The organism is Agrobacterium sp. FDAARGOS_525 (assembly GCF_003938925.1).
GTDB classification, from domain to species: domain Bacteria; phylum Pseudomonadota; class Alphaproteobacteria; order Rhizobiales; family Rhizobiaceae; genus Agrobacterium; species Agrobacterium pusense.
In genome coordinates, this window is record NZ_RKIU01000004.1 from 1,820,303 (window position 1) to 1,846,310 (window position 26,008).

The window sequence follows — 26,008 nt, forward strand, 5'->3', positions numbered from 1 at the left end:
GGCGGATTGCAAAGGACCAGCCGATGAGCACAGCCGACAAACCCCTCGATTTTCTTTGGTTCATTCCCTCGTCGGGCGACGGTAGTTATCTGGGCTCCGACGATCTCGCGCGTCCTGCCGATCCCGGCTATTTTCGCGAAATCGCGCAGGCTGCCGATCGGCTGGGTTATTCCGGCGTGCTCATTCCAACCGGCGTCGCCTGCGAGGAATCCTTTATTCTCGCGGCCAATCTTGCGGCTTATACCGAGAAGCTGAAATTCCTCGTTGCCATCCGTCCGGGCGTTGCGTCACCCGCCTATTATGCCCGGCTGGCCTCCACGCTTGATCGTGTTTCCCATGGACGGCTACTTCTCAACATCGTGGTTGGCGGCAGCGCGCAGGAACTGGGCGGCGACGGCATTTTCCTGCCGCATGACGAACGTTACGACCATGCCGACGAGTTCTTCCAGGTTTTCAATTCACTGATCGAAACCGGCAAGGGGAGCCTGGACGGCAAATATATCAAGGCGGTGGACGCAAGGCTCGGCCTGCCGCCGGTACAGGAGCCGCGCCCGCCGCTTTATTTCGGCGGCTCTTCCGATGCCGGCATCGAGTTTTCGGCTGGTATCACCGACAAATATCTCACCTGGGGCGAGCCGCCGGCACAGGTCGCTGAAAAAATCGCCAAGGTACGTGCGGCCGCCGCCAAAAAGGGCCGCGAGGTAACCTTCGGCATTCGCCTGCATTTCATCGTGCGTGAAACCGACGAGGAGGCCTGGGCCGATGCCGACAGGCTGATTTCGAAGCTCTCCGACGAGACCATTGCGTCTGCTCAGGAAGTATTCTCCAAAGCGTCGGATTCCGTCGGGCAAGCGCGAATGCAGGCGTTGCACAACGGCCGACGCGACCGGCTCGAGGTTTCCCCGAACCTGTGGGCGGGCATCGGGCTCGTCCGTTCGGGCGCCGGCACGGCGCTGGTCGGTTCGCCGAAGACGGTTGCGGCGAGACTGCGGGAATATCAGGCGCTCGGCATCGATACCGTCATTGCGTCCGGCTATCCTCATCTCGAGGAAGCCTATCGCGTTTCCGAACTGTTGTTCCCGGAAATCGGGCTCGGCGGACCGCGCGATCAGATCCGCTCGTCATTCGGAACGAAGCAAGTCTTTGGCGGCGGTGGCCATGGCGGCAACGTCAAGCTTGTATCCGGGTCCTGAATGGCCTGCGAAAGGCAGGCCATCCTCCCTCCGCCTCGTATCCTGCGGCAGGCTGCAACGGTGCAGAAGCATATAAAACATTATTTCTATAGAATTTTGTAATTATGGAAAAAGGTGCCTGTTTCCCACCCCATCGCCGCTGTTAGCTATTGAACAAATCAGCTTTTTCAGGAGCCACCGATGACATTGCAATATGCGGCCAAGGATCAACAATTCATCAATCTCCGTGACCCCGTTGCCGGCAAGGCTCCGGATGCCGACAGCCTCAAGGCGGTGCTGAGAACACTGGGCGGCGGCGTCAGCGTGATCACGGCGGGGGAAGGGGAGGCCCGAACGGGTGCGACCGTAACCTCGGCCACGGCGCTGTCGGTCGATCCCCCCAGAATTCTTGTCGCGCTCAATCGCTCCTCGTCCACATGGCCGGTCGTGCAGCGTTTCGGCCATCTCGCCGTGAACATTATCGGCCCCAACCATCAGTTCATCGCCAACCAGTTCGCCGGCATCGGCGGCCTGAAGGGTGCGGATCGTTATCGCGGTGCTGAATGGACCCGGCTGGCGAGCGGCGCGCCCATTCTCGAGGATGCTGTCGCGGCGATCGACTGCACCATTGAGGAAGCGATCGAACGGCATAGCCATGTCATCGTGATCGGCAAGGTGGAGGCGATCCGCGTCGGCTCCGGCTACTCGCTGGTCTATCAGAACGGGCGTTATCATTCGCTGGGTTAAGCGTCGGCCGCCGGCGCGTTACTTTGTCATTGTTTGAGGGAGTTGAGCATGGGATCCGTCACGCCTCTCGGCGAAAGACTTCGTTTCGTTCCTCCACGCCTTGGCGCGGATATTGATGTGCTGACCGTCGCACGGGCAATCGCCGCGAACTGCGGCGTTGAAAGTCCAGGACACATCCACGCTCGGATTGCCCGTTCCGGCCTTCTCGCTCTTTCCGTTCCAACGGAGCTCGGTGGAGCGGATATCACCAATGACATTCTGTCACAGGCGCTTGCCATTATTTCAGCAGCCGATGCCGAGGCGGCGCAGCGCCTCGTTGAACATTTCACTGCCCTTGAGTTCATCAGGAATGCGGGCAGCGAAGAGCAGCGCAGGGCGCTCTTCGCCCGTCTCGATCTTGGCGAGACATTCGGACTGGCAACGTCTGCCGCGAATCTGGACCAAGCGGTTACGGTGACGGAAGACGACGACGCCCTGCGGCTTCCCGACGACGTTGTTGGGTCGGTGAGGGGCGACGCGGACTGGATCGTCGTGCCAGCGGTCAATACGTCCGGGCAGCCCTTGCTTATCGTCTTGCGCAATCGCCCCAATACGTCGTGGGAGGGTCTGTTGCGTGCCGATCAGGTTGTGTTCCTGGCTCAGGGCGCCGGAAATCTGGCCACTTCCGTGTCAACTCTTTTGAGGGCCGCAGTGGCGTTGGGACAAAAGCAGGGTGAGCTTTCGTCCCTGCTGATCGACAGGCTGGCGGATAAGGGTGCGGCACGACCCGTCATAGGGGAAGTATTTCTCGCCATCGAACTCCTGAGGGCGCAGATAGCAAGCCTTGCGGCCAATATCGATGCGGCACAGGTTGGTGCAGAAAACGTCACCTTTCGCTCGGTTCGCAACAATGCCATCACGCTTGAAATCCTGATGGCGCGCCTCGGTCTTGTCGAAGGCGTCAGCGAAGACGGATTGATCGCTTCGCTGGAGGACGATCTGCGCAGGCAATGAGTAGATCGCGAATGACCGACCGTTCGAAATCTATTGACCGGCCGGAATGGCGTGGGCGTCCTGCCCGTCCTTCTCCACGAATTGCGCAAGCGTCATATTGTCCAGAATCGTTGCGATGGCGTCACGCACGTCCGTCATCGAAAGTCTGACCTGACAGGTCTCCGGATCATCGCAGTCGTCACAGGCTTCAAAGGCTGTGCGACTTGCGCAGCGGATGGGCGCCAGAGGACCGTCCAGCGTGCGGATAACCTGGCCGATCATGATTTCCGACGGCATTTTCGACAGTGAATAACCGCCATTGGGCCCCTTCTTGGAGCGCAGGATTCCGCTATTGCGCAGTTCCAGAAGAATGGTGTCGAGAAATTTTTTCGGGATGTTGTTACGGCTCGCAATCTCTGTCACGAAGGCGGTTTCGCCCTGGGGCAACCGCGCCAGATCGACAAGTGCCTTTAGTCCGTATTTGCCTTTTTTGGTCAACATCACATGATCCGAAAGAGAGACGGCACATTTTACAGCGCCTCGCCATATTATTCCTGAGTTACTAAGTAGTTTTTACCGAATTTCGGCGCAAGCCCGTTTCGCCTTCGTTTGGTGCTGAAAGCGGCCAATTGCCACGTTATTTTGAGGTGACCTCCGCGTTGCGGATGCCTCCCGCCTGCGCCGGCTTTCCGAGACACCACTGAAAACAATATTTTCTCTCATCGCGCCGCAACGTGGAACGATCATCCTTTATTAGTATATAAAATCCGTAGACAAAGTATGCATCAAAGACACGCGAGGTGATGATGTATACGCTCAGTTTGCTGGACAAGAGCCCTGTTCCAACGGGTGAGGACGCGGCGAGTGCATTCCGCGACACGATCAATCTCGCCAGACGTGCCGAAGAGCTGGGCTACCGCCGTTTCTGGGTGGCCGAGCATCACAATTCGCCGGAACTAGCCGGGTCCGCGCCGGAAGCGCTGGTTGCGTGGATATTGGCGAAGACCTCCCACATCCGCGTCGGCTCAGGCGGCGTCATGCTGCAGCACTACAGCCCTTACAAGGTTGCCGAGGTTTTCAACGTTCTGTCGTCGCTCGCTCCTGGCCGGGTCGATCTCGGCATCGGTAAGACACCGGGCGGGCTGCCGCTCGCGACGTCAGCCTTGCAGCAGGCCTATGATCCTGCCCGCAAACCGGATTTTGAAGCGGCCTTCGGCGAGCTTACCACATTCCTGTCCGGCGCCGCGCCGCACGAACACGCGCAGGCCGGATTGCGGGCAACTCCCGTACCGCCGGTCGCTGCGGAACGATTCCTGCTCGGCGCCAGCCCGGAAAGCGCGAGGCTTGCCGCTTCACGCGGATGGAATTTCGTTTTTGCCGGCCATCTCAATGGCGACGTGGAGGTTCTCCGCCGCAGCCTTTCGGCTTTCCGTGAAGAAAGCGGCGGAGTTGCCCCGGTCCTTGCACTGTCAGCGTTTGCTGCCAGCGACCCCGCCCATGCCGCGCGGCAGGTCGAAGGTCAGCGCATTTACCGGGTGTTCCTCAGTGATGGCAGGGCCTTCAATCTGGGCCGGCGTGAACAGGCGGAGGAATTTGCCCGCCAGTCCGGCGATGCCGATTACCGCATCGAGGAGCGCAAGCCCAATGTCCTGCATGGCGGGCCGGAGGATATTCACAAGGCGCTTCGCGCGCTTTCCGAAGAGCACGGCATCGAGGAATTCATCATCGAGCCGCCGCATGTCGGGGCCGATCAGCGGCTTGCCTCGATCGAACTCTTGGCCACGCACCGCCTTTCCCGGGCGGCGTGATTTAGTCCTCAGGAGGAAATGACATGACGAGAAAGAAAATCCGTTTCGGCATCATGCTTCAGGGCCCCGGCGGGCATATGAACGCCTGGCGGCATCCCAAAAGCCCAGTTGACGCCAGCGTCAATTTCGAGTTTTTCAGGAAGAATGCGTTGAAGGCGGAGGCGGCCGGTATCGCCTTCGCTTTCGTGGCGGACGGGCTTTACATCAACGAAAAGTCGATCCCTCATTTCCTCAACCGGTTCGAGCCGCTGACGATCCTTTCAGCGCTGGCCGCGGTGACCTCGAAGATCGGTCTCGCCGGAACCGTTTCGACCTCCTATAGCGACCCCTTCACCATCGCCCGCCAGTTTGCTTCGCTCGATCTCCTGAGCGGTGGCCGCGCCGGATGGAATGCGGTGACGACACCTCTCGAAGGCACGGCGAAGAACTACAGCCGCAATCATCCTGAACATGCGCTGCGTTATGAGATTGCCGACGAATATCTCGAAGTCATCAAGGGTCTGTGGGACAGCTGGGACGATGATGCCTTTGTGCGCAACCGTGAGACGGGACAATTTTTCGACCGCACCAAACTTCACACCCTCGGCCATAAGGGCCGCTTTTTCCAGGTGGAAGGCCCCTTGAACATCCAGCGTTCGCCGCAGGGGCAGCCGGTAGTGTTTCAGGCCGGCTCATCCGATGCCGGCATCGGTCTTGCGGGCAAGCACGCTGATGCGGTCTTCACCAATTCCGCTTCACTTGAGGAAAACCAGACCTTCCTAAAGCGAGTGAAGCAGAGTGCCGTCGCGCAGGGCAGGTCCGCTGCCGATGTGAAGATCTTCCCAGGCATCGGTCCGATTGTCGGCGAGACCCAGGATGAAGCGGAGGCGAAATACGACGTTATCCGCAACCTCATCACAATCGAGGAGGCGCTCGCCTATCTCGGCCGCTTCTTCGATCATCATGATTTCAGCGTCTATCCGCTGGATGAGCCTTTCCCTGACCTGGGCGATATCGGCAAGAACAGTTTCCGTTCAACGACCGACCGCATCAAGCGTCGCGCCAAGGAAAAGAACCAGACGCTGCGCGAGGCTGCACTGGAGGCGGCGACCCCGCGTGAAGGCTTCATCGGCACACCGGACAAGGTGGCTGACGAAATCATCCGCTGGGTGGAGCACGACGCTGCGGACGGCTTCATTCTCGGTTTTCCCGTGATCGCCGAAGGGCTGGATGATTTTATCCGCCTTGTCATTCCTGTGCTGCAGCGGCGGGGTTATTTCGATCCGCATCTGGACGGGGCGACGCTGCGCGACCATCTCGGGCTGCCTTTCCGGGAAAGCGTCTACACCCGCGGCGAAAGCGGTTCGGACAAGGCCATCGCATAAGATCGCGGCCGGAGGGCGACCCGGCCGGCGCAGACTTTCAGGACGCGGCGCGTAAAGGGTCGTGCAGGAGATAGAACCATGAATATCCACATTGACGGCGTGCGTCCGCAGGACGACGCCGAACGGGGAATCCTTGCCTTCATAGAAGAAAGCATCGCCATCCGGCGCGATCTCCACCGGCATCCGGAGCTCTCGCTGAAGGAGAAACGCACGGCCGCTCTCATCGCCCGTTATCTTCTGTCCTTCGGATATGAGGTGACGGAGGGCGTCGGCGGCCATGGCGTTGTGGCGACCCTCAAGCGCGGCCATGGCGAAAAACGCCTCGGTATTCGCGCCGATATCGACGCGCTGCCCATTGCCGAGGAAACCGGCCTTGCCTATGCCAGCGACACGCCGGGTGTCATGCATGCCTGCGGTCACGACGGCCATACGACCATCCTGCTCGCAGCAGCCCGTTATCTTGCCGAAACCTCGAGTTTTTCCGGCACGTTGACACTGATCTTCCAGCCCGCTGAGGAAATCGGCGCCGGCGCAAGGGCGATGATAAAGGACCGGCTGTTCGAACGCTTTCCGGTCGACGCCGTCTTTGGCCTGCATAACTGGCCGGGTGTCGAGGCGGGCCAGTTCGGTTTCGTTGAAGGTCCTGCAATGGCCTCCGTCGACAAGGCGAAGGTGCGGATTGTCGGCAGGGGCGGACACGGGGCAGCGCCGCACGAAACGGTCGACCCGGTTCTCGCCTCGGCAAGCTTCGTCACCGCGCTGCAAAGCATCGTTTCACGCAATGTCGATCCGCGCGAGATGGCGGTGCTGACGGTTGGCTCCATTCATGGCGGGACGGCCTCGAATGTCATTCCCGAGAGCGTCGAACTGCAGATCACTGCACGCGCCTTCTCGCCGGTCGTGCGCGACAGGCTGGAGGAGCGGCTTCCGGCGCTGGCAAAGGCGCAGGCGGAAAGCTTTGGCGCAAAGGCCGAGGTTGCTTATTCACGGGGTTTTCCGCCCGTCATCAATCATGCCGTGCAGACGGCTTTCGCCCAAGATGTCGCCAGACGGCACTTCCCGCCAGGACAGATCGCCGAGAGCTTTCAGCCGAGAACGGCGAGCGAGGATTTCGCCTTCATGCTGCAGGAGCGGCCTGGTTCCTATCTCTTCGTCGGCAATGGCGACAGCGCGCCGCTGCACAGCCCTCACTATGATTTCAACGATACGATCATCGCGCCTGCGGCGCGCTTCTGGGTGCGTCTGGCGGAAGACTACCTCTCCTGACGCAAAATTTGGGACAAGGACATGAGCGACAGTTTTTTCTACACATCGGTCAAGGATCCGCTCGCGACGCCGCTTCTTGAGGAGTTGCTGTTCGAATATGACAGCCGCTACGGCACATTTTTCAATGCGGAAGGGGCCAAGGCGGAGCTCAGCAAATATCCGCCTGAGGCCTTCAGCCCGCCATCTGGCAACTTCCTGCTGCTCCTGCGTGACGGCAAGGCGATCGCCGGTGGGGCTTTCATGCGCTACGACGACGAGACGGCAGAATTCAAGCGCGTCTGGACACACTCCGCCCATCGCAGGCAGGGGCTCGCGAAACTTGTGCTGCGTGAACTGGAGCTGCAGGCGATCCGTCAGGGCTACGCCCGCGTTTATTTGACCACCGGCTTCCGTCAGCCAGAAGCGGTCGGTCTTTATCTGACCAACGGCTACCGCGCCCTGTTCGACACCGCGGCCGATCCCGAGACGATCAAGTCCCTGCCTTTTGAAAAATGGCTGTCTGAAGCTTCTGCGCCCATCAGGGATGGCGCATCGCTTTCGGCCGCGCGGCCGCAACTCTCTCCAGTTCATCCGTGAAAGGCCTTTTCCGATGACGATAGCTTCCGATTTTCCGAATGTCTCGGTGAGTGAACACAAGGGCGAGCCGGTCAGGGACGGTTACGCGCATTTCCGCGTCGTTCCTGCCCGCTATCCGCTGCGTACGGCGGGCACCGTTCTTGCGGTTATCATCATCGCGGCCGTCCTGCATTCCGTCTTCGGTAACCCACGCTGGGGCTGGAATGTATTTGCGGAATGGTTTTTCGCCGAACCGGTGCTTGTCGGGCTAGGCCGGACGCTGCTGCTGACGGCGCTTGGGGCTTTTCTGGGTTTCGTGCTCGGCACCGTTCTCGCCCTTGCCCGCGTTTCGGGGTCTCCCCTGCTTGTCGCGATCTCCTGGACCTATATCTGGATATTCCGTTCCATTCCGCTGATTGTGCTGCTGCTGATCCTCAATAATCTCGGTTATCTCTACGAGACCGTCACGATCGGCGTTCCCTATACCGGTATCAACTTCTTCAGCTGGAACACGACGCAGCTCATGACGCCCTTTGCGGCTGCGGTGCTCGGACTGACGCTACATGCTGCGGCTTTCTCATCGGAGATCGTGCGCGGCGGCATCCTATCAGTCGAACAAGGTCAGCTCGAAGCGGCGGCCTCGCTTGGCCTGCCGCGCCGCCGGCAGTTTTCGCGCATCGTGCTACCGCAGGCGATGAGAACCATTCTGCCCAATGGTTTCAACGAGATCATTCTCCTCGCAAAGGGAACGTCGCAGGTCTATATCCTCGCGCTGCCCGAGCTATTCTATACGATCCAGATCATCTATCGCCGCAATCTGGAAGTGATCCCGCTGCTGATGGTTGCCACCGTCTGGTATCTGGTGATCCTGACCGCGCTTTCCATCGTCCAGCATCACATTGAGCGGCACTTTTCGCGTGGCGCGCTGCGCAACCCTCCGCCCTCACTATTTGCAACGCTCTACCGCACAATCCGGCCGCGCCGGCCCTTGCCTGAAGCGGTGGAGGCACCAGCGCCTGCGGACGCTAGAGCCGAACGGCCGGCCGCCGTCAGGACCGGTAGTTTCCAGCTCGGAAATCGCGGTGGGTCGGTCAATATTCACGGTGTTTCGAAGTCTTTCGGCTCGCTGAAAGTCCTTGATGATGTCACCGTTTCCATTCCGGCGGGCAGTGTCACCACCATTCTCGGCCAGTCCGGATCCGGCAAGTCCACCCTGCTGCGCTCCATCAATCACCTGGAACGCGTGGATGATGGCTTCATTGCCATCGACGGCGAACTGGTCGGATATCGCCAGCAAGGCGACACGCTCTACGAGCTGAAGGAGCGGGAGATCCTCAAGCGACGCGTTGAAGTGGGTATGGTTTTTCAGAGCTTCAACCTCTTCCCCCATCTTACCGCACTGGAAAATATAGCCGAAGCGCCGGTCGTGGTTCGCGGCATCAAGAAGGAGCAGGCCGAGGCGGAGGCGAGGGATCTTCTGGCTCGCGTCGGTCTTGCCGAAAAGTCCGGGGCCTATCCGCGTCAGCTTTCGGGCGGCCAGCAGCAGCGCGTGGCGATTGCGCGGGCGCTTGCCCTGCGGCCAAAGGTGCTGTTGTTCGATGAGCCGACCTCGGCGCTTGATCCCGAACTCGTCAACGAGGTGCTTGACGTCATCAAGGAACTGTCCCGGTCCGGCGTCACCCTCATCATCGTCACGCACGAGATCGGTTTTGCCCGCGAAGTTTCCGACAGGGTCATCTTCATGGAGCAGGGGCGGATTCTCGAAACGGGCACGCCTGACAAGGTGTTCAATAATCCCGAGCATCCGCGCACAGCCGAATTCCTCGCCAAAGTTCTCTAATCAACAAAAAGGAAACACTCACATGGCTTTTTCATCGAAATTATTATCCCTGCTCGCCGGTGGTCTTTTCACGGCCACTGCCGCGCTCATCCCGGCAGCGCATGCGCAGGAGGTTGACCTGTCGCCGGAGCAGAAGGGTCGCGTTCGCGCAGAAAAGGTGGAGGAGGCGATCAAGCTCCTGCCTGCCGGCCACAAGTTCGTCGCCGATGGAAAGCTGACGGTTGCGACCGTACCTTTCCGGTTGCCGCTGGTGGATTATGCGAGCGACACGAAGACGCCGATCGGCGTGGAGCCGGATATTGCCCAGCTCGTCGCCGACAGCCTTGGACTTGAACTTCAGCTTGTCCCCATCGCCTGGGCTGACTGGCCGCTCGGTCTCACATCAGGCAAATATGACGCCGTGACGTCTAATATAACGGTGACGGAGGCCCGCAAGGAAAAGTTCGATTTCTCCAGCTATCGCAATGACCTGCTGGGCTTTTACGTGGGCAACAACAGCAAGGTCACGTCAATCGGCAAGCCCGAGGATGTCGCCGGGCTGAAGGTGATTGTCGGCGCGGCCACCAATCAGGAGCAGATACTCTTGAAGTGGATCAAGGACAACAAAGCCAAGGGCCTGGCCGACACCGAGGTACAATATTACGACGACCAGGCGGTGCTTGATGTCGCCCTGCAATCCGGCCGCGCGGATGCCTATCTTGGCCCCAATGCCACCTCTGCCTTCCAGGCGGCAAGCCAGAAGAAGACGAAGCTCGTCGGCACCTTCTCCGGCGGCTGGCCCGAAGCGGCGGAAATCGCCGTCGCTTCGAAAAAGGACGCCGGTATTGCCGAAGCCATCACTGCCGCACTGAATGCCCAGATCAAGAACGGCAACTACGGCAAGGTTCTCGCCCGCTGGAATCTGGGCTCGGAGGCCATCACCGAATCCCGCACAAACCCGCCCGGTCTGCCCAAGAGCTGAGAAGGCATATCGCTGACAGCCAAGTTGCCGAAAAAGCTGAGTTGAAGGTGGGACATCACTCAGCCGGTAGCGCGGGCCTCCTCCCGCCCGCGCTACCTCCGTCCCGCGATCAATATCGGGAAACACCAATGACTTTCACCTTTCGCCTGACCTCCGTCACGCTCGGCGCCTTTCTTTCCTTTGCCGGCTTCGCGTCTGCTTTCGCAGATGATGTCTTCGATCTGTCGCCGGATCAGCCTGGGCGTGTCAGGGTCGAGAAGGATGCCGGCGCCATTGCCGCCATCCCGAAGGATTTCCGGTTCGTCTCACCAGGCAAATTCACCGTGGCCGTTTCACCGGGCGGCCCGCCGCTGGCCACTTACGCAACCGACGCGAAGACTGTCGTAGGGGCCGATCCCGATTATGCGCTCGCCGTTGCCGACAGTCTCGGGCTTGAGCTGGAACTGGTGGCGGTCGCCTGGGCGGACTGGCCGCTGGGGCTCGCGTCGGGCAAATACGATGCGGTGATCTCGAATGTAGGTGTCACGGAGCAGCGCAAGGAAAAGTTCGACTTCTCCACCTACCGGCAGGGTCTCCACGGCTTCTTCGTCAAGTCCGACAGTGGCATAAGCGCTATCAGGGAGCCGAAGGATGCGGCGGGGCTGCGTATCATCGTCGGCGCCGGCACCAATCAGGAGCGTATCCTGCTGAAATGGAGCGACGAGAACGTTGCCGCCGGTTTGAAGCCGATCGAGCTGCAATATTACGACGATGAAGCAACGCGGCTTGTAGCCCTTTCGGCAGGGCGGGCGGATGTAATCGTTCAGCCGCATGCCCAGCTGGTTTTCATCGCAGCGCGAGACAAGACAATCAAGCGTGTCGGGACCCTTTCCGCCGGATGGCCGGAACGTTCCGACGTTGCAATCACCACCCGCAAGGGTTCGGGACTGGCCGATGCATTGACACTCGCCACCAACGATCTGATCAAGAGTGGTGCCTATGCAAAAATTCTCGACCGCTGGCAACTTTCCGAAGAGGCCCTGCCGGAATCGCGGACCAATCCTCCCGGACTGCCGAAAAGCTGACCTGCAGATGAGATGCGGCGGACTGCAATACCCGCTGGGTCATCCCCGCGGGTATTTGTCCGTCAGAAATCCGCGACCTTGCCCCAGGCCGAGCTGTTAAAACGGCTGGGATGATAAGGCGCGGGATCGACGATCGGGCTGGCGCCAGTGACGATATCGGCAATGAGGTGGCCCGCTCCCGGACCTATGCCGAAACCATGGCCGCTGAAGCCCGCGGCGAGGATGAAGCCGGGCAATTCGCTGGTTTCACCAATGGCAGGTACGCCATCCGGCGTGCTGTCGATAAAGCCGGCCCATGTGGTCGAAACCTGCGTTTTGCGTAGAGCAGGCAGGAGCTGCAAAGCTCTTTCATGGGTTTCGCGTATCGCTGCCGCATTCGGTTTCGGATCCAGAATGCGAACCCGTTCCATGGGGGTCGGCGCATCGAGGCGCCAGTTTTTCAGCGACTCGTGGCCACCGCGAACGCCTTCCAGGCCGCCCGGCCTGAGACTGCGCCAGCGTTTGAGGAACATTGGCACGAACTCACGCGCAAACCGCGCCTGCTGCGCCGTCGGGTCAATGCGTCCAAGCCCGCTGATGGCGAGCGTATAGCCCCCATTATTCCGCTTCGTTACCGAGACGGCGGCAGTGTGCAGCGCATCCGGCAGACCTTCCGCGCCGGGCGTAACGGCGAGAATGGAGGACCGAACCGAAGCCTGCGGAAAACGGATGCCCAGCTGGCGGCAGAATGAAGAGGCCCAGGCGCCGCCGGACATGATCGCCGTTTTCGTGCGGATGGTTCCTTTTTCGGTAACGACGGCGCTGACGTGACCATTTTCCGTCTCGAGGCCCCGCGCGGCGCAGTTCTGATGCACCGTGCCGCCCAGCTGCATGATGGCACGCGCTACGGCGGGGGCCGCCATGGAAGGATCGGCTGTTCCGTCGGTCGGTGAAAAAACGCCCCCCCTCCAGCGTTTTCCGGTCGCATGCCCACGCTCACTCGCCTCATCTGCGCTCAACATATGGGTCGTCACGCCGGCAGTAAGGGCAAAGTCGCGCCAGCGCGCCCATCCAGCAAGCTCGGCCTCGTTGTCGCTCAGGTAAAGCAGCCCGCAGCGGCGAAAGCCGGTGTTCTCGCCGCTTTCGCCCGCAAATCGTTCCCAGAGCGTAAGGCTCTGCGTCGAAATCGGCAATTCTCTTGCGTCGCGGTTCTGTTGCCGGCACCAGCCCCAGTTCCGGCTGGATTGCTCGGCGCCGATAAGACCTTTTTCGACAAGGGCGACTTTCAGGCCGCGCTGCGCGAGGTAATAAGCAGCGAATACGCCGACGATGCCGCCGCCGATGATGACGGCGTCAGCCGCTTTCGGCAGGTCCGGCGATGTCGTTATCTGTTGCAGCGGGGCGGGCATGGTCTGGCTCCTTATAGTCGTCCTAATTTACCTTGGCCGACGCGCAAACGTTGCCAGACTGGGCTCTCTGCCGGAATTTCCTGCTGTTCGCAGACCTCTCTGCAACTCTTTCTGCTGAATGAAAAAAACATCGTTGCGTCGACAGCGCGCGTTCATGTGGTAAGATTTCAATTGCCGCGCCAGAATTTTATGCCGCGTGTCTGAAAAAACAAAAGGGGTTCCGCACGTGATGAAACTTGACCGGATCGATATCAAGATTCTCTATGAACTTCAGAAAAACGGTCGCATCACCAATGTCGAGCTGGCGGAACTTGTCAATCTTTCGCCAAGCCCCTGCCTGATGCGGGTGAAGAAGCTCCAGTCGGAAGGTTATATCGAGGGGTATTCGGCGCAGATCAACATCAACAAACTCGGCCAGACGCTGACGGTCTTCACCGAGATCACACTCAAGAATCATCGCCAGATCGATTTCGCCCGCTTCCTCGGGGTCGTCGAAAAAATCGATCAGGTGGTGGAATGCCATCTCGTTTCCGGCGGTTACGACTACCTCCTGAAATTCGTCACGTCGGGCATTGTCGAATATCAGTCGATCATGGAAAGGCTGGCCGATATGGACGTGGGCATCGACAAATATTTCAGCTTCGTGGTGCTGAAATCGCCGATTATCAAATCGCATATGCCGCTGACCAGCCTGTTTCCGCTTTGAAGTGAGAGGGAGTGCATCAGACGTCCGCAGAACCGGTGGGTTTGACAGGGGTTGCACTTACACTCCGTCACCCCGGACTTGATCCGGGTCCAGCGCGATCAAGTCCCTGATCGCAAAAGACTCTTCTCACGGCGCAGACGCATCGTGGCTGAATGCCGGATCAAGTTCGGCATGACGGAGGACAGCGTCTCAATCCTCTTTGGTAATCACCCAGTTTTTTGCAACGCCTTACTGTTTTTCAGCGGCTCACCGCTTGGAAAACGCCCGCACCAGCTCCGTATCCTGCTGAAGATTGTCGAGCCATGTCGGGTCGAGTTTGGGTACCGAAGAGAAGAGCAGCTTTGAATAGGGATGCGTCGGCGATTTGATGGCTTCCGTCTCCAGATGCTCCACCTTCTTGCCGGCGTACATCACCACGATTTCGTCGCAGATGGTCTCCACCACCGAGAGATCGTGGCTGATGAAGATGTAAGAGAGGTTCAGCTCCCGCTGCAATTCGCCGAGAAGATCGATGATGGCGGCGGCAACCACGGTGTCCAGCGCCGAGGTGATTTCGTCGCAGATGATGAGTGATGGTTCGGCGGCCAGTGCCCGGGCGAAATTGACGCGCTGCTTCTGCCCGCCTGACAGGCCTGAGGGATGACGGTGGCGCACCGAGCGCGGCAGCTTCACCATGTCGAGAAGCTGATCGACCCGCGCATCCCGGGCCTTGCCCTTCATGCCGTGATAAAAGGTCAACGGCCGGCCGAGAATATCCTCGATCGGTTTCGAAGGGTTGAGCGCGGTATCGGCATATTGGAAAACGATCTGCATGCGGCGCAGCTGGTCGCTTGTCCGATGGCGGGCATCGGCATCCAGCTCCTTGCCTTCGAAAATGACATGGCCGCCTGCCGCCGGAAGAATGCCGGCAATGGCGCGTGCCAGTGTCGATTTTCCGCAGCCGGATTCGCCGATGATACCGAGATTGCGACCGGGATAGACCGAAAGGCTGACGGAATCCACGGCGCGCACGAGCGGCATCCTGTCGTCGCCCTTGGTGCCATATCCAGCGATCAGATTTTCAATATCCAGCAACGGTGCTGCCCGCTCCTGCGTTGGCGGAGCGACCGTGCGGACCTTGTCATGAAATGCCGTCAGCAATTCCTTTGTGTAAGGATGCTGCGCGTTTTCGAGAATATCCCTGGTGGTGCCGGTTTCCTGTACCTCACCGCCTTTCAGCACCACGATCCGGTCGGCGATCTGGGCAACGACGGCGAGATCGTGTGACACATAGACACCTCCGATGCCGCCCCTGCGCATTGCCGATTTGAAGGCGCGCAGGACCTCGATCTGGGTCGTCACGTCGAGTGCGGTGGTCGGTTCGTCGAAGATCACCAGCTTCGGATTGCCGATCAGCGCCATGGCCGCGGAGAGGCGCTGAAGCTGACCGCCGGAGACCTGATGCGGATAACGGTCACCGATGGTTTCCGGGTTGGGCAATGAGAGCGCCTTGAAGAGCTCAACCGCGCGTGCACGGGCTTCCTGCGGCGGCATCAGGTGATGGATGCGGGTGACTTCGATGACCTGATCTATGATCTTCTGTGCCGGGTTGAAGGCGGCAGCAGCGCTTTGCGGGACATAGGTGACTTGTGTGCCGCGGACCCTTTCGCGCTCTGTTTCGGAAAGCTGCACCATATCCTGACCCGCCACCTTGACGCTGCCGCCGGAAATGCGGCAACCGGGGCGGGCGTAACCCATCAGCGTCAGGGCGATGGTGGTCTTGCCGGAGCCGCTTTCGCCGATCAGTGCGACGATTTCGCCATCGGCGATATCGATGTCGACGCCCTTGATGATATCGATGCGACGGCCTGAATCGGTGGTTGCCTCGACCTTCAATCCGCGGATTTCAACGAGATTGTTCATGCTTCGCTCCTGTCGCGAATTTTCTGCGGCAGATTGTCGATCAGCAGGTTCACGCTGATCGTCAGGCTTGCAATGGCCAGTGACGGAAAAATGACCGCGGGGGCCGCGAAAGGCAGGCCGCCAATGTTTTCGCGCACCAGCGCACCCCAGTCGGCATTGGGTGGCTGCAGGCCGAGGCCAAGGAAGGAAAGGCCAGAAAGAAGCAGGACGATAAACACGAACCGCACGCCGAGATCGGCAAGCACGGGCCGGATGATGTTCGGCAGAATTTCGGAGCCGATGAGATAAAAGAGGCTCTCACCGCGAACACGCGCCACTGTGACGAAATCCATTGTGTTGACATTGACTGCAAGCGCGCGGGCAAAACGATAGGCGCCGGGCGTGTAGATGACCGAGAGCGTAACGATCAATACCGGAATGGACGAACCGACAGCGGCGACGACCACAAGGCCGAAAAGCTTGCTTGGAATGGAATTCACCGCATCGAGAAACCGGCTGAGCGCGGCGTCGAACCAGCCGCCGATGACGGCGGCGCACATGCCGAGCACAACACCGCAGGTGCAGGCGATGGCGACCGCTGCCAGCGAAATGCCGACCGTGAAACGTGCGCCCATGAGAATACGGGAAAGCACGTCACGACCGAGATAATCCGAACCGAGCCAGAGCTCCGATGTCATCGGCCCGAAATAATCGAAATCGACGATTTCACCGACCGGATGCGGAATGAGATATGGCGCGAAGATCGCAACCATGGCCCAGAGAAAGATGACGAGAAAGCCGAAAACGCCGACTGCGTTGATCTTGTAACCCAAACGCGAGGTCCCCGAAGTTGTTTTGACATGATCGGCCATCAGCGCAGCCTCGGATTGGACATGATGGCGATGATGTCTGCCGTCGTGATGAGGAGGAGATAACCGACGCAGAAGATCATTGCGCAGGTCTGGATCAGCGGCAGGTCGCGGGTGGCGACGCCATCGACCATCAGCTTGGCGACGCCGGGATAATTGAAGATCGTCTCGACGATGATAACACCGCCGACAAGATAGGAGAGCGAGAGCGCCACCGCGTTGACAATGGGGCCAAGCGCGTTTGGCAGCGCGTGGCGCAGCACGATGCGCATGCGCGGCGCACCTTTCAGCAGCGCCATTTCGACATAGGGCGTGTCGAGTGTCTCGATAACGGCGGCGCGGCTCATGCGGATCATTTGGGCGGAGACAACGAAGGTCAGGGTGATGACGGGCATGGCGTAAACACGCAGCACATCGAAAAGCGTGTGCACTTCGCTGACGAGCGATAGCGCCGGCAGCCATTTCAGGTAAACGGCAAAAAGCAGCACCGCGAGCGTCGCGATCATGAATTCCGGCACCGAAATGACGCCGATGGTCAGCACGGTGACGGCCCGGTCATAAAGCGTTCCCCGCAGCATTGCGGAACTGATGCCGAGCGTCAGCGCCAGCGGCACGGCGATGATGGTCGTGATGCCGGCCAGCTTCATGGAGTTGATGAAACGCGGGCCGATGAGATCGGCAATCGCCATGTTATTGGCATAGGACGTGCCGAGATCTCCCTGCACCAGGCCGAAAAGCCAACGGATGAAACGCAGCAGGGCGGGATCGTCGAGATGCATGGCTGTACGCAGGCCGGCAACGGCTTCAGGCGTCGCCGCCTGGCCGAGGAGGATCGTCGCGGTGTCGCCGGGTAACAGGCTGGTGGCTGAAAAGACGATAAATGAGACGATAAGCAGCGTCGTCAGCATGACGACCAGCCGCCTGGCGACAAGGGATAATATCCGGCTGTTCATTCACATGCTCCTGCAACCTGCCTGATGGTGGAGGCTTCCCGCATCTTGGGGAAAGCTTGCCGGGCGCTGTTTCACGCCCGGCACCATGGTTTATCAGGCTTCGAGCCAGACGTATTCCGCGAAGGCGTAACCCATCATGCCGCCGAGTGGATTGGCTTCCAGCCCCTTCAGCTTGGAGGAGATTGCGTCCACATTGGTGAGATAGGCGGGAATGATGGTGCCTGCTTCGTCGGCGATCATCGTCTGCATCTCGAAGTAGATCTGCTTGCGCTTCTCCATGTCGAGCAGGCCGCGCGCCTCCAGCATCAACTTGTCGAATTTTTCCGACTTGTACTGGCTTTCGTTCCACGGCGCGTCCGATGCATAAAGCAGCGAGAACAGGATGTCGGGCGTCGGACGCGGGTTGATGTTACCGAAATGGATCGGGGCCTTCAGCCAGTAATTGCTCCAGTAGCCGTCGGCGGGAACGCGTTGCACGTCCAGCTTGACGCCGATTTCCGCAGCCGAAGCCTGGATGATCATCGCCATGTCGATGGCCGAGTTCGCCGCGTCGGAGGTAATGACCGGGATGGACTGGCCAATGACGCCGGCTTTTTCGAAGTGGAACTTCGCCTTCTCGGGATCGAAGGCTTTCGGCTTCAGACCCGGATTGTGATAGGGGCTCATGGGCGGCACCGGCTGGTCGTTCCCCACTTCCCCAAGTCCGCGCAGGGCCGCCTTGACGATCTGCTCGCGATTGACGATCGACTTCATGCCGGCAATGAAATCGGCCTTGTTACCGGGGGCCTGATCAAGACGGATGTTGAGATTGGTGTAGTTGCCGGACGTTCCCTTCGACAGGACAACGCCCTCCTGCTTGTCGAGCAGACGGAGGGCGCGCGGGTTGATGGCGGCGGCGAGCTGGATATCACCGGAGAGAAGCGCGTTGACACGGGCATTATCGTCCGAGATCGCGAAGAACTCGAAGCTGTCGACGTGCGGTCCACCGGATTTCCAGTAATTGGTATTCTTCGCCATGATCGAGCGTACCCCCGGCTCGAATTTTTCGAGCTTGAAGGCACCGGTGCCATTGCCCTTGGAGAAATCGGTGGTGCCGTCCGCCACGATCATGAAGTGGTGCATGGCAAGGATCGTCGGCAGGTCGGCATTGGCACTGGCCAGCGTAATCTCGACGGTGCTCTTGTCGACGGCCTTGAAGCCGGTCATCTGTGCCGCGATCTTGGCAACCTTGGAGCCGACGGCTGGATCGAGATGGCGCTTCAGCGAATAGACCACGTCGTCGGCGGTCAGCGCCTTGCCGTCGTGGAAGGTCACTCCTGAGCGGAGTTTCACGGTCCAGGTCTTGGCGTCCTTGGATTCGATCGATTCGGCCAGCTCCATCTGCGGCGTGCCGGAAATGTCGAGAAAGCTCAGGCGGTTGTAGAGCGCGCAGCAGCGGACATAATCCGTCGAGAGCGAGGCTTTGGCCGGATCCAGCGTATCGGCAGTGGAGGCCGACCAGCCCGCCGCCTTCAGCGTGCCGCCGGAAACCGGGGTAGCCGCCACGGCCTGCGAGGCGCGGCCGAGGATTGCCGAGCCGGCGGAAAGGGCCACGCCGCCCGCCAGCATCATGTGAAGCAGTTCGCGCCGTGTGGCGCCGCGGCGTATCGCCTGTTCAACGGCAGCATCGTCGGAGCGGGTCCAGTTTGAAATCCTGTCACTCATGGTCTTCCCCTTTTGTATGATTTCTTGAAATGCGTCTGTAGAAATTATCTGCGGCTGGGCACCGGTGTGCGCCACGCCGACAGCAGGGGCGCTCAGCCGCCCGTTTGTCTGGCGGCTTCGGCAAGGCCGGCCATGGACGTGAAGTGATAATCCGGTTCGGTAAAGTTTTCCGGCTCGATCGTGCCGCCATATCCCTTCTGGGCATGGCGACGCTCTATCCAGCAATTGGTCATGCCGAGTTTTCGGGAAATGCCGATATCGTGGTACTGGCTCTGCGCCACGTGCAGAATGTCCTCCTTCGACGCTCCTTCGCTTTCCACGAAGGAAAAGACCTTCTCGAAGAAGGCAGGGTCGGGCTTTTCAGTGCCGGTGTCATCGGCGGTGAAAGCGGCGTGGAAGGGGTTGCCGAGTTCCTTCGAGAAATAGTCGAAGGCCCAGCGTCGGGCATTGGTCATGGCGATCAGGCGGTGGGTCTTTGAAAGTTCGGCCATGGCGGCGCGGCTGTCGGCAAAGCCTTTCCAGTCCTTTGCCGCGTCGCGCAGACGCTCACCATAGGCGCGCTCCACCGGCAGGCCGAGCTCAGGGGCAATGATGAGGTAGACGCGCACGAGATCATCGGGAAAAAGGTCGGTCGCGTCGGAGTAGCGGGCCGCACGGTAGAGCGCGAGCGCCTTTTCACCATCGACCTCAACACCGTTTTCCGCACCGATTGCGGCCAGCGTCGATGTCAGACCCCGTTCGAAATCGATGAGGGTTCCCACCACGTCGAAGCTCATATATTTGAAGTCGCTCAGTTTTTTGGGCAATGTCGGTCTCCGCTCTGCCGCCACGTCCTTTTTAGGGGAGGGTTGCGGCATTTTATTTCGTTCCCGGACGGGATCCTTGTCCCGTTCCCATTTTTGAAAACGCCTGTTTTAGTGGCGTTTTGTGCTTTTTCTTAGGGATAGTTTGGCAGTTCCGGCGCGCCGGATTCTCCGAAATGGATCGGCTCTTCGGCAGAATATTGCGAATATGCGCTGTGTGGCGACATTTCGCGAAGGTGCCGGAAAGAGCCGGTCGCCGCTTCAGGCCATGGCCGCCCGCACGGCCGGGTCCTCTAACGTCTGATCGAGGGTTTTAAGCGTTCGTTCGATTATCGCATCGATCTCGCCATCCGTACAGCAGAGCGGCGGCGCGTAGCCGAGGATGCCGTTCGCGAAGGCGCGTACGATGAGGCCGTTCTCCCAGGCGCGATCAAAAACCCTGCGGGCCGGTATGGCCGCTGCCGGAAGCGGGGTTTTCTTCTCCTTGTCGGTCACAAGCTCGACGGCGGCAAGCATACCGCGGCCGCGCACATCGCCGACCAGCGGATGGCTTCTCAGCCCTTCCAGCCCCGCCATGAGGCGCGCGCCGGCGCGGCGGCCATTCTCCAGCAGCCCGCCTTCGTAAAGCTTCAGCACTTCCAGACCCACGGCTGCGCTGACCGGATGAGCGGAATAGGTATAGCCATGGCCGACCGCCGCTTCGCCTGCGAAATCGGCAATCGTGTCGTAGACATGATCAGCCATGAATACCGCGCCCATCGGCACGTAGCCGGACGTGAGGCCCTTCGCCGCGGTGATGAAGTCGGGCACGATATCTTCGTCGGCGCAGGCAAAAAGCGGGCCGGTACGCCCGAAGCCGGTGATGACTTCGTCGGCGACGAAAAGGATGCCGTATGACTTGCAGAGGTCCCGCATGGCCTTGATCCAGCCGGGCGGCGGCACGAGCACCCCGCCGGAACCCTGAATGGGCTCCGCATAAAAGGCGGCGACGCGCTCCGGACCGATCGTCTCGATCTTGTCCTTCAGAATTTGCAGGGAAGAGGTGATGATGGCGGCGGGATCGCTTCCGGCCGGGTTGCGATAGGCGTAATGCGACGGGATTTTGTGCTGCCAGTCGTAAGGCACGCCGAAACCAGCATGAAACGCGGGCAGGGCGGTGAGGCCCGAACCGGCGGTGGTGGAGCCGTGATAACCCTGTTCGATGGAGATGAACTGGTCACGCTGCGGCTCACCCCTGGCGTGCCAGTAATAGCGGATGAAACGGATGGTGCTGTCCACGGCATCGGAGCCGCCAAGCGTGAAATAGACATGGTTCAGGTCGCCGGGCGCTCGGTCGGCGAGTTCCGACGCAAGCCGGATGGCCGGCTCGCTGCCAATGTCGAAATAGGCTGTGGCATAGGGCAATTCCCGCATCTGTCTGGCCGCGGCCTCAACGATGCTGTCATGACCATAACCGGCATTCACGCACCACAGACCGGCAAAGCCATCGATGAGCTGGTGGCCGGTGATGTCGGTGACGGTGGCGCCGCTTGCCGATTTCAGCACCCGCACGCCCAGCTTCTCATGGCCGCGGAAGGAGGAGACGGGGTGCACCAGATGGGCGCGGTCCAGTTCGATCAGGGAATTGCTTAACATGGGTCTCTCTCCGGATTCAGCCGAGTGCCTGGCTGGTCAATGCAAATGTTTTGAATTTTCTGCCGGGGGCGATGTCGGTCTTCGGTCGGCGCATGGCGATGCCGCCGCCGACATGGGCAAGACCATTTTCGACGAGCCATGGGGCGAGACCCGTATCGGCGGTGGTGTCCACCCGCAGGAACATGCCGGGGCGCTCGGCAATGACGAAAGCGATGAGGGCCTTTGCAGTTTCAGCATTTTCTGCCACGACCGGGCCTATGACCTCACCGCGCCCGAAGGCACGCAGGGCTGCAAAGCCCTTGAGGACGCCCTCCTGCCGGACTTCGGCAAAACGCGCTCTCGCGACAAGCGCTGCAAATAGTGCGGTGCGGTCCGCGCCGAACGCCTGCGCATCGAGCACCGCAAGCTCCCCTGGAACGACGGTCTCGAGCCAGGCGACACCCGCCGGCTTTTCGCCAGGAACAGGAACACCCTGATGCTGGAGCACTTCCCCCGAGGCGACGAAGCCCATTTTTTCATAGAGGGGAAGGCCATCGGCCGTGGCGACCAGGCGGCATTCGCGCTCCTCGGCGGCGCCGATCGCCGCATCCATCAGACGGCGGCCAAGACCGCGGCCGCGCATTGCCTCATCCACGATCACCATATTGACGGTGGCGCAGCCATCTCCCAGCAACGTCGCCATTGCGGATCCGACGACACGGCCGTTTTCGAGCGCGACGAAGCCATTGCTGATTGAAAGGACAAGCGCCCAGTCTTCCTTGCGATGCGGCCAACCGGCCTGGCGCGAGAGTTCGACGGCGGCGTCAAGATGGTCAGGTTGAAAGGACTGGATGTCGATGGGGCTGGCGTGCATGCCGAAACTCCGTTTGCTCTGCTGGTTCATTGATAGACTGAGGTTTGAAGAAGATTGTCCCGACAAATGGGAAGGTTCGATATGTTTCGCTGTTGCTTTTATCCGTTGCCGCATCTTATGCCGCCTGTCGTGCGCGCCTGGCGGCAAACCGGGCCGGGCGAGGGCATCCGGGTTTCTCCGCGCGCAACTCTCTGCCAAACTGGCAGCTACATACGCAACAATCTGCTTTCGCGACGGGCAATTGCGGTGCGCCGACGGGACAAAGGCTTTCTATGATCTCATTATTCCGGCCACACTCGATCCCCAATCAAGGATGACGACGACATGACCATCTTCCGCCCGAAATACATCACTTTCGATTGCTACGGTACGTTGATTAACTTTCAGATGGCCGAGGCCGCCCGCGATCTTTACGGCGACCGCCTGGATGAAGCGCAGATGCAGGAATTCATCAAGAATTTCTCCGCTTATCGTCTGGACGAGGTCATGCATGACTGGAAGCCTTACGCTGAAGTCGTTCACAACGCGCTGTCACGGACATGCAGGCGCAACGGCGTATCCTTCAAGGACGAGGATGCCATCATGACCTATGAGCGCGTTCCGACCTGGGGTCCGCACGCGGATGTCCCCGCTGGTCTGGCGAAGGTCGCCAACGAAATTCCGCTCGTCATCCTGTCCAACGCCATGAATTCGCAGATCATGTCGAATGTCGCAAAGCTCGGTGCGCCGTTCCATGCCGTCTATACGGCCGAGCAGGCGCAGGCCTACAAACCGCATTTCAAGGCTTTCGAATATTTGTTCGACATGCTCGGCTGTGGTCCGGAAGACATTCTCCACGTCTCGTCCTCATTCCGTTACGACCTGATGTCGGCCCATGATCTCGGCATCAAGAACAAGGTCTGGGTCAATCGCGGCCACGAACCGGCAAACCCTTATTATGGTTATGTCGAGATCGCCGATATTTCCGGTCTCGCGGGTGTTGTCGGACTGTAAGGAAAGGACCAGGCCATGAAGCTCGTCTCCTACTGGCACGATACTGCCCCCTCTTTCGCGGGGGCGGCGGAAGGTCCTGTAGAGGGTCACTATGATGTGGCCGTCATCGGCGGCGGCTTTACCGGTCTTGGTGCCGCGCGCCAGCTCGCAAAAGCGGGCGCGCGCGTCGTTGTTCTGGAAGGGCAGCGGGTCGGCTGGGGTGCTTCCGGCCGCAATGGCGGGCACCTCAATAACGGCCTTGCCCATTCCTATCTTTCCGCCAAGGCGGAGCTTGGCAAGGAACGAGCCATTGCGCTCTACAAAGCACTGGACGCGTCAATCGACACGCTGGAGAGCCTGATCGCCGAGGAAGGTATCGACTGTAATTTCCGCCGGGCGGGCAAACTGAAAATGGCCTCGAAGCCGCAGCATTTCGAAGGGCTGGCGAGGAATTTCGAAGCTGTCCACGCCGAGGTCGATCCCGATACGGCGCTTCTGTCCGCCGCCGATCTTACGACGGAAATAGGTTCGCCCTTTCATGGCGCCATGCTCTCGAAGAAGAGCGCCATGATGCATATGGGCCGTTATGTGGCAGGGCTCGCCGAAGCTGCCAGCCGTCATGGCGCGGTGATCTTCGAAAATGCGTCGGTGACAAAACACATTCAGAACGGCGGGCTTCACGAACTTGAAACCGCGCGCGGCAAGGTGGCCGCGGACAATGTTTTCGTTGCGACGGGCGCTTACACGCCCTCCGGTTTCGGTTATTTTCGCCGGCGCATCATCGCCGTCGGCAGTTTCATCATCGCCACGCGGCCGCTGACGGATGCAGAAGTGAAGGCGTCGGTTCCGGGCAACCGCACCTATGTCAACTCCATGAACATCGGCAACTACTTCCGGCTGGCTCCGGATAACCGGCTGATCTTTGGCGGCCGTGCACGCTTCTCCGCCACGTCGGACCAGCGTTCTGACGCCAAGAGCGGAGCGATCCTGACGGAAAGCCTCCATCGCATTTTTCCCCAGCTTTCGCATGTGCCGATAGACTATTGCTGGGGCGGACTGGTGGACATGACCAAGGACCGCTATCCGCGGGCCGGCTATCACGATGGCGTCTGGTATGCCATGGGCTATTCCGGTCACGGGGCGCAGCTTTCCACACATCTCGGTATGGTGGTTGCGGACGCCATTCTGGGGCGGCCGGACAACAACCCGCTAAAGGGGCTTGAGTGGCCGGCGGTGCCAGGTCATTTCGGCAAGCCCTGGTTCCTGCCGCTCGTGGGTTTATATTACAAGATGCTGGACAAGATACAGTAGCCGGCCGCAATTTGTGGCCGCGCCAGCCAGGCGCGGCCTCTCCTCGGATGCCTCGGATGAACGGTCAACCCGCGCGCTTCAGTTGAAGGTGGGATACACCCGCTGCAACATTCACGCCGGTTCCCACTTCGGCGCTGATCGGCTGCAGGGCAAAGTTTTTGGCATTGCCGCCGATCAGCGCATTGGCGCCGAGGCCGACCCCGACCGACGCTCCTGCGGAAGCGCCGACATAATCACCGCTCAGCGCGCCGTCACCCACACGGCTTGCCGCCGTGTTCAGCACGATCCAGCTCATATAGGTCTTGCCGGTCACGCCGATGTCGAGACCGAGCTTGCCGATCTTGCCCGTGTAGCGCTCAGTCTTTCCTGAGCGCTGGCGGAATTCGCAGTTCACCGCCTTGCTGGATCCGACGACGAGGCCGACGCCGCCGGCGATTTCACACGACAGCGTGCCGACACGCTCCTTCTGCGCGGTTTCCGTAGCGCGCTTGCCGTTGTGCTTCGTCTCGGCGGAAGCGAGTGGGGCAATGGCCAGCGTTGCAATTGCAGTTGCGAGAACGAGTTTTTTCATTGTCTGTCACTCCTGTTATCATTCACGAGGCGGATGCGTGGGGAAGAGGCATCCAGATAGGTATAGGGCGGCTGCCGGATCGCCAGATCAGCAATGATCGGCCGCGATGCGAAACATTCCGCGATGATCACCGCACGTTCGAAGGCGGAGAGCGTTTCAACCTCGCCCGAGAGCACAATACGGCCCTCGACCGACGTGACGGAGATTGAGCTTTTCTCCTGTCCGTCAGCATAGGCGATTACGGCCTGCAGGGCGGCGCAGAGGCTGACCTCCTGCGGAAGGCAGCTTGCCGCCGGGTTTGCTTCGCACGCAAGCATCATGGTGAAACCTCCTGCCTTGAACATTGACGGTTCACTTGAATGCTTTTTTGACGGTATCCTTCGTCTGGCCCAGCTTTTCCTGCGCCTGACCGGCCAGTTTTTCGGCCTTGCCTTCAGCCTGAAGCTTGTCATTGCCAGTGATCTTGCCGGCTGCTTCCTTGATCGTGCCCTTTGCCTGACGGGCGATACCTTCGATACGGTTATTGTCCATGACGAACTCCTTCCATCGTTTGAGCGTGCCGCGGTTGGTAACGGCATGATGGAAAGGTAGCCCCGGAATAGTGCTCCTTGCA

General features: G+C 60.0%; 25 protein-coding genes. 13 read left to right on the forward strand and 12 right to left on the reverse strand.

The window, feature by feature from the left end; all coding sequences use genetic code 11:
* Nucleotides 1-23 precede the first annotated feature (23 nt).
* From ssuD to EGT36_RS24960, 3 genes are all read left to right on the forward strand, one after another.
* Nucleotides 24-1,193 carry an FMNH2-dependent alkanesulfonate monooxygenase gene (ssuD, locus tag EGT36_RS24950; protein ID WP_006698427.1) on the forward strand — a complete coding sequence of 390 codons (1,170 nt, stop codon included), beginning with the start codon at nucleotides 24-26 and terminating at the stop codon, nucleotides 1,191-1,193.
* 180 nt (nucleotides 1,194-1,373) lie between these two features.
* A complete protein-coding gene (locus EGT36_RS24955; protein WP_125271258.1) occupies nucleotides 1,374-1,919 on the forward strand; it encodes a flavin reductase family protein in 546 nt (181 codons plus the stop codon).
* 48 nt (nucleotides 1,920-1,967) lie between these two features.
* Nucleotides 1,968-2,912 carry an acyl-CoA dehydrogenase family protein gene (locus EGT36_RS24960; RefSeq protein WP_125271259.1) on the forward strand — a complete coding sequence of 315 codons (945 nt, stop codon included), beginning with the start codon at nucleotides 1,968-1,970 and terminating at the stop codon, nucleotides 2,910-2,912.
* Between the two features lie 30 nt (nucleotides 2,913-2,942).
* On the opposite strand, the gene EGT36_RS24965 is transcribed toward EGT36_RS24960, so the two are convergent.
* Nucleotides 2,943-3,392 (reverse strand): RrF2 family transcriptional regulator, encoded by a 450-nt coding sequence (locus EGT36_RS24965; RefSeq protein WP_004445456.1) that lies wholly within the window; start codon nucleotides 3,390-3,392, stop codon nucleotides 2,943-2,945.
* A 302-nt stretch (nucleotides 3,393-3,694) separates the two neighbouring features.
* Here EGT36_RS24965 and EGT36_RS24970 point away from each other — a divergent pair, with 302 nt between their 5' ends.
* The 7 genes from EGT36_RS24970 to EGT36_RS25000 all read left to right on the forward strand — a co-directional run bounded on the left by EGT36_RS24970 (nucleotide 3,695) and on the right by EGT36_RS25000 (nucleotide 11,749).
* Nucleotides 3,695-4,699: an LLM class flavin-dependent oxidoreductase gene (locus EGT36_RS24970; RefSeq protein WP_035206909.1), complete on the forward strand. Its 1,005-nt coding sequence runs from the start codon at nucleotides 3,695-3,697 to the stop codon at nucleotides 4,697-4,699.
* A 23-nt stretch (nucleotides 4,700-4,722) separates the two neighbouring features.
* The gene (locus EGT36_RS24975) at nucleotides 4,723-6,063 is read left to right on the forward strand and encodes an LLM class flavin-dependent oxidoreductase (RefSeq protein ID WP_125271260.1); all 1,341 of its coding nucleotides are present in this window, start codon (nucleotides 4,723-4,725) and stop codon (nucleotides 6,061-6,063) included.
* 78 nt (nucleotides 6,064-6,141) lie between these two features.
* Complete coding sequence (locus EGT36_RS24980; RefSeq protein ID WP_125271261.1) at nucleotides 6,142-7,329, forward strand: M20 aminoacylase family protein; 1,188 nt, start codon at nucleotides 6,142-6,144, stop codon at nucleotides 7,327-7,329.
* Nucleotides 7,330-7,350: 21 nt separating this feature from the next.
* Nucleotides 7,351-7,905 carry a GNAT family N-acetyltransferase gene (locus EGT36_RS24985; RefSeq protein ID WP_112553706.1) on the forward strand — a complete coding sequence of 185 codons (555 nt, stop codon included), beginning with the start codon at nucleotides 7,351-7,353 and terminating at the stop codon, nucleotides 7,903-7,905.
* A 13-nt stretch (nucleotides 7,906-7,918) separates the two neighbouring features.
* Nucleotides 7,919-9,724 (forward strand): amino acid ABC transporter permease/ATP-binding protein, encoded by a 1,806-nt coding sequence (locus EGT36_RS24990; protein ID WP_107339657.1) that lies wholly within the window; start codon nucleotides 7,919-7,921, stop codon nucleotides 9,722-9,724.
* A gap of 22 nt (nucleotides 9,725-9,746) precedes the next feature.
* On the forward strand, nucleotides 9,747-10,685 hold the full coding sequence (locus EGT36_RS24995; protein ID WP_004445450.1) for an ABC transporter substrate-binding protein: 939 nt from the start codon (nucleotides 9,747-9,749) through the stop codon (nucleotides 10,683-10,685).
* A gap of 128 nt (nucleotides 10,686-10,813) precedes the next feature.
* Complete coding sequence (locus tag EGT36_RS25000; protein WP_004445449.1) at nucleotides 10,814-11,749, forward strand: ABC transporter substrate-binding protein; 936 nt, start codon at nucleotides 10,814-10,816, stop codon at nucleotides 11,747-11,749.
* Nucleotides 11,750-11,811: 62 nt separating this feature from the next.
* Here EGT36_RS25000 and EGT36_RS25005 read toward each other — a convergent pair whose 3' ends face one another.
* Nucleotides 11,812-13,137, reverse strand: coding sequence for an NAD(P)/FAD-dependent oxidoreductase (locus tag EGT36_RS25005; RefSeq protein ID WP_004445448.1), 1,326 nt, complete (start codon nucleotides 13,135-13,137; stop codon nucleotides 11,812-11,814).
* A gap of 229 nt (nucleotides 13,138-13,366) precedes the next feature.
* Between EGT36_RS25005 and EGT36_RS25010 the strand changes: the two genes are divergently transcribed.
* Nucleotides 13,367-13,843 carry an Lrp/AsnC family transcriptional regulator gene (locus EGT36_RS25010; RefSeq protein WP_125271449.1) on the forward strand — a complete coding sequence of 159 codons (477 nt, stop codon included), beginning with the start codon at nucleotides 13,367-13,369 and terminating at the stop codon, nucleotides 13,841-13,843.
* Between the two features lie 246 nt (nucleotides 13,844-14,089).
* Here EGT36_RS25010 and EGT36_RS25015 read toward each other — a convergent pair whose 3' ends face one another.
* The 7 genes from EGT36_RS25015 to EGT36_RS25045 form a co-directional block, all read right to left on the reverse strand.
* Entirely contained in the window at nucleotides 14,090-15,745 is a 1,656-nt protein-coding gene (locus EGT36_RS25015) for an ABC transporter ATP-binding protein (RefSeq protein WP_006698419.1), read from the reverse strand.
* Nucleotides 15,742-16,596 (reverse strand): ABC transporter permease, encoded by an 855-nt coding sequence (locus EGT36_RS25020; protein WP_004445444.1) that lies wholly within the window; start codon nucleotides 16,594-16,596, stop codon nucleotides 15,742-15,744. Before EGT36_RS25020 ends, EGT36_RS25015 begins: the two co-directional genes overlap by 4 nt.
* Entirely contained in the window at nucleotides 16,596-17,546 is a 951-nt protein-coding gene (locus EGT36_RS25025) for an ABC transporter permease (RefSeq protein WP_125271262.1), read from the reverse strand. The genes EGT36_RS25020 and EGT36_RS25025 overlap by 1 nt, the downstream gene beginning before the upstream one ends.
* Before the next feature lie 93 nt (nucleotides 17,547-17,639).
* Complete coding sequence (locus EGT36_RS25030; RefSeq protein ID WP_125271263.1) at nucleotides 17,640-19,250, reverse strand: ABC transporter substrate-binding protein; 1,611 nt, start codon at nucleotides 19,248-19,250, stop codon at nucleotides 17,640-17,642.
* 92 nt (nucleotides 19,251-19,342) lie between these two features.
* Entirely contained in the window at nucleotides 19,343-20,056 is a 714-nt protein-coding gene (locus EGT36_RS25035) for an HAD-IA family hydrolase (RefSeq protein WP_077985670.1), read from the reverse strand.
* Nucleotides 20,057-20,314: 258 nt separating this feature from the next.
* Complete coding sequence (locus EGT36_RS25040; RefSeq protein ID WP_125271264.1) at nucleotides 20,315-21,688, reverse strand: aspartate aminotransferase family protein; 1,374 nt, start codon at nucleotides 21,686-21,688, stop codon at nucleotides 20,315-20,317.
* 16 nt (nucleotides 21,689-21,704) lie between these two features.
* On the reverse strand, nucleotides 21,705-22,541 hold the full coding sequence (locus EGT36_RS25045) for a GNAT family N-acetyltransferase (RefSeq protein WP_004445436.1): 837 nt from the start codon (nucleotides 22,539-22,541) through the stop codon (nucleotides 21,705-21,707).
* Nucleotides 22,542-22,865: 324 nt separating this feature from the next.
* Here EGT36_RS25045 and EGT36_RS25050 point away from each other — a divergent pair, with 324 nt between their 5' ends.
* Both EGT36_RS25050 and EGT36_RS25055 read left to right on the forward strand, forming a co-directional pair.
* Nucleotides 22,866-23,534 carry a haloacid dehalogenase type II gene (locus EGT36_RS25050; protein WP_004445435.1) on the forward strand — a complete coding sequence of 223 codons (669 nt, stop codon included), beginning with the start codon at nucleotides 22,866-22,868 and terminating at the stop codon, nucleotides 23,532-23,534.
* A gap of 15 nt (nucleotides 23,535-23,549) precedes the next feature.
* On the forward strand, nucleotides 23,550-24,824 hold the full coding sequence (locus tag EGT36_RS25055) for an NAD(P)/FAD-dependent oxidoreductase (RefSeq protein ID WP_125271265.1): 1,275 nt from the start codon (nucleotides 23,550-23,552) through the stop codon (nucleotides 24,822-24,824).
* 64 nt (nucleotides 24,825-24,888) lie between these two features.
* Here the strand turns inward: EGT36_RS25055 and EGT36_RS25060 are convergent, their stop codons facing one another.
* The 3 genes from EGT36_RS25060 to EGT36_RS25070 are packed head-to-tail and all read right to left on the reverse strand — an operon-like array spanning nucleotide 24,889 to nucleotide 25,926.
* Nucleotides 24,889-25,395 carry a DUF992 domain-containing protein gene (locus EGT36_RS25060; protein WP_072493123.1) on the reverse strand — a complete coding sequence of 169 codons (507 nt, stop codon included), beginning with the start codon at nucleotides 25,393-25,395 and terminating at the stop codon, nucleotides 24,889-24,891.
* Nucleotides 25,392-25,739 carry a BON domain-containing protein gene (locus EGT36_RS25065; protein WP_113381738.1) on the reverse strand — a complete coding sequence of 116 codons (348 nt, stop codon included), beginning with the start codon at nucleotides 25,737-25,739 and terminating at the stop codon, nucleotides 25,392-25,394. The genes EGT36_RS25060 and EGT36_RS25065 overlap by 4 nt, the downstream gene beginning before the upstream one ends.
* Before the next feature lie 7 nt (nucleotides 25,740-25,746).
* The gene (locus tag EGT36_RS25070; RefSeq protein ID WP_004445431.1) at nucleotides 25,747-25,926 is read right to left on the reverse strand and encodes a CsbD family protein; all 180 of its coding nucleotides are present in this window, start codon (nucleotides 25,924-25,926) and stop codon (nucleotides 25,747-25,749) included.
* Between the last annotated feature and the right edge of the window lie 82 nt (nucleotides 25,927-26,008).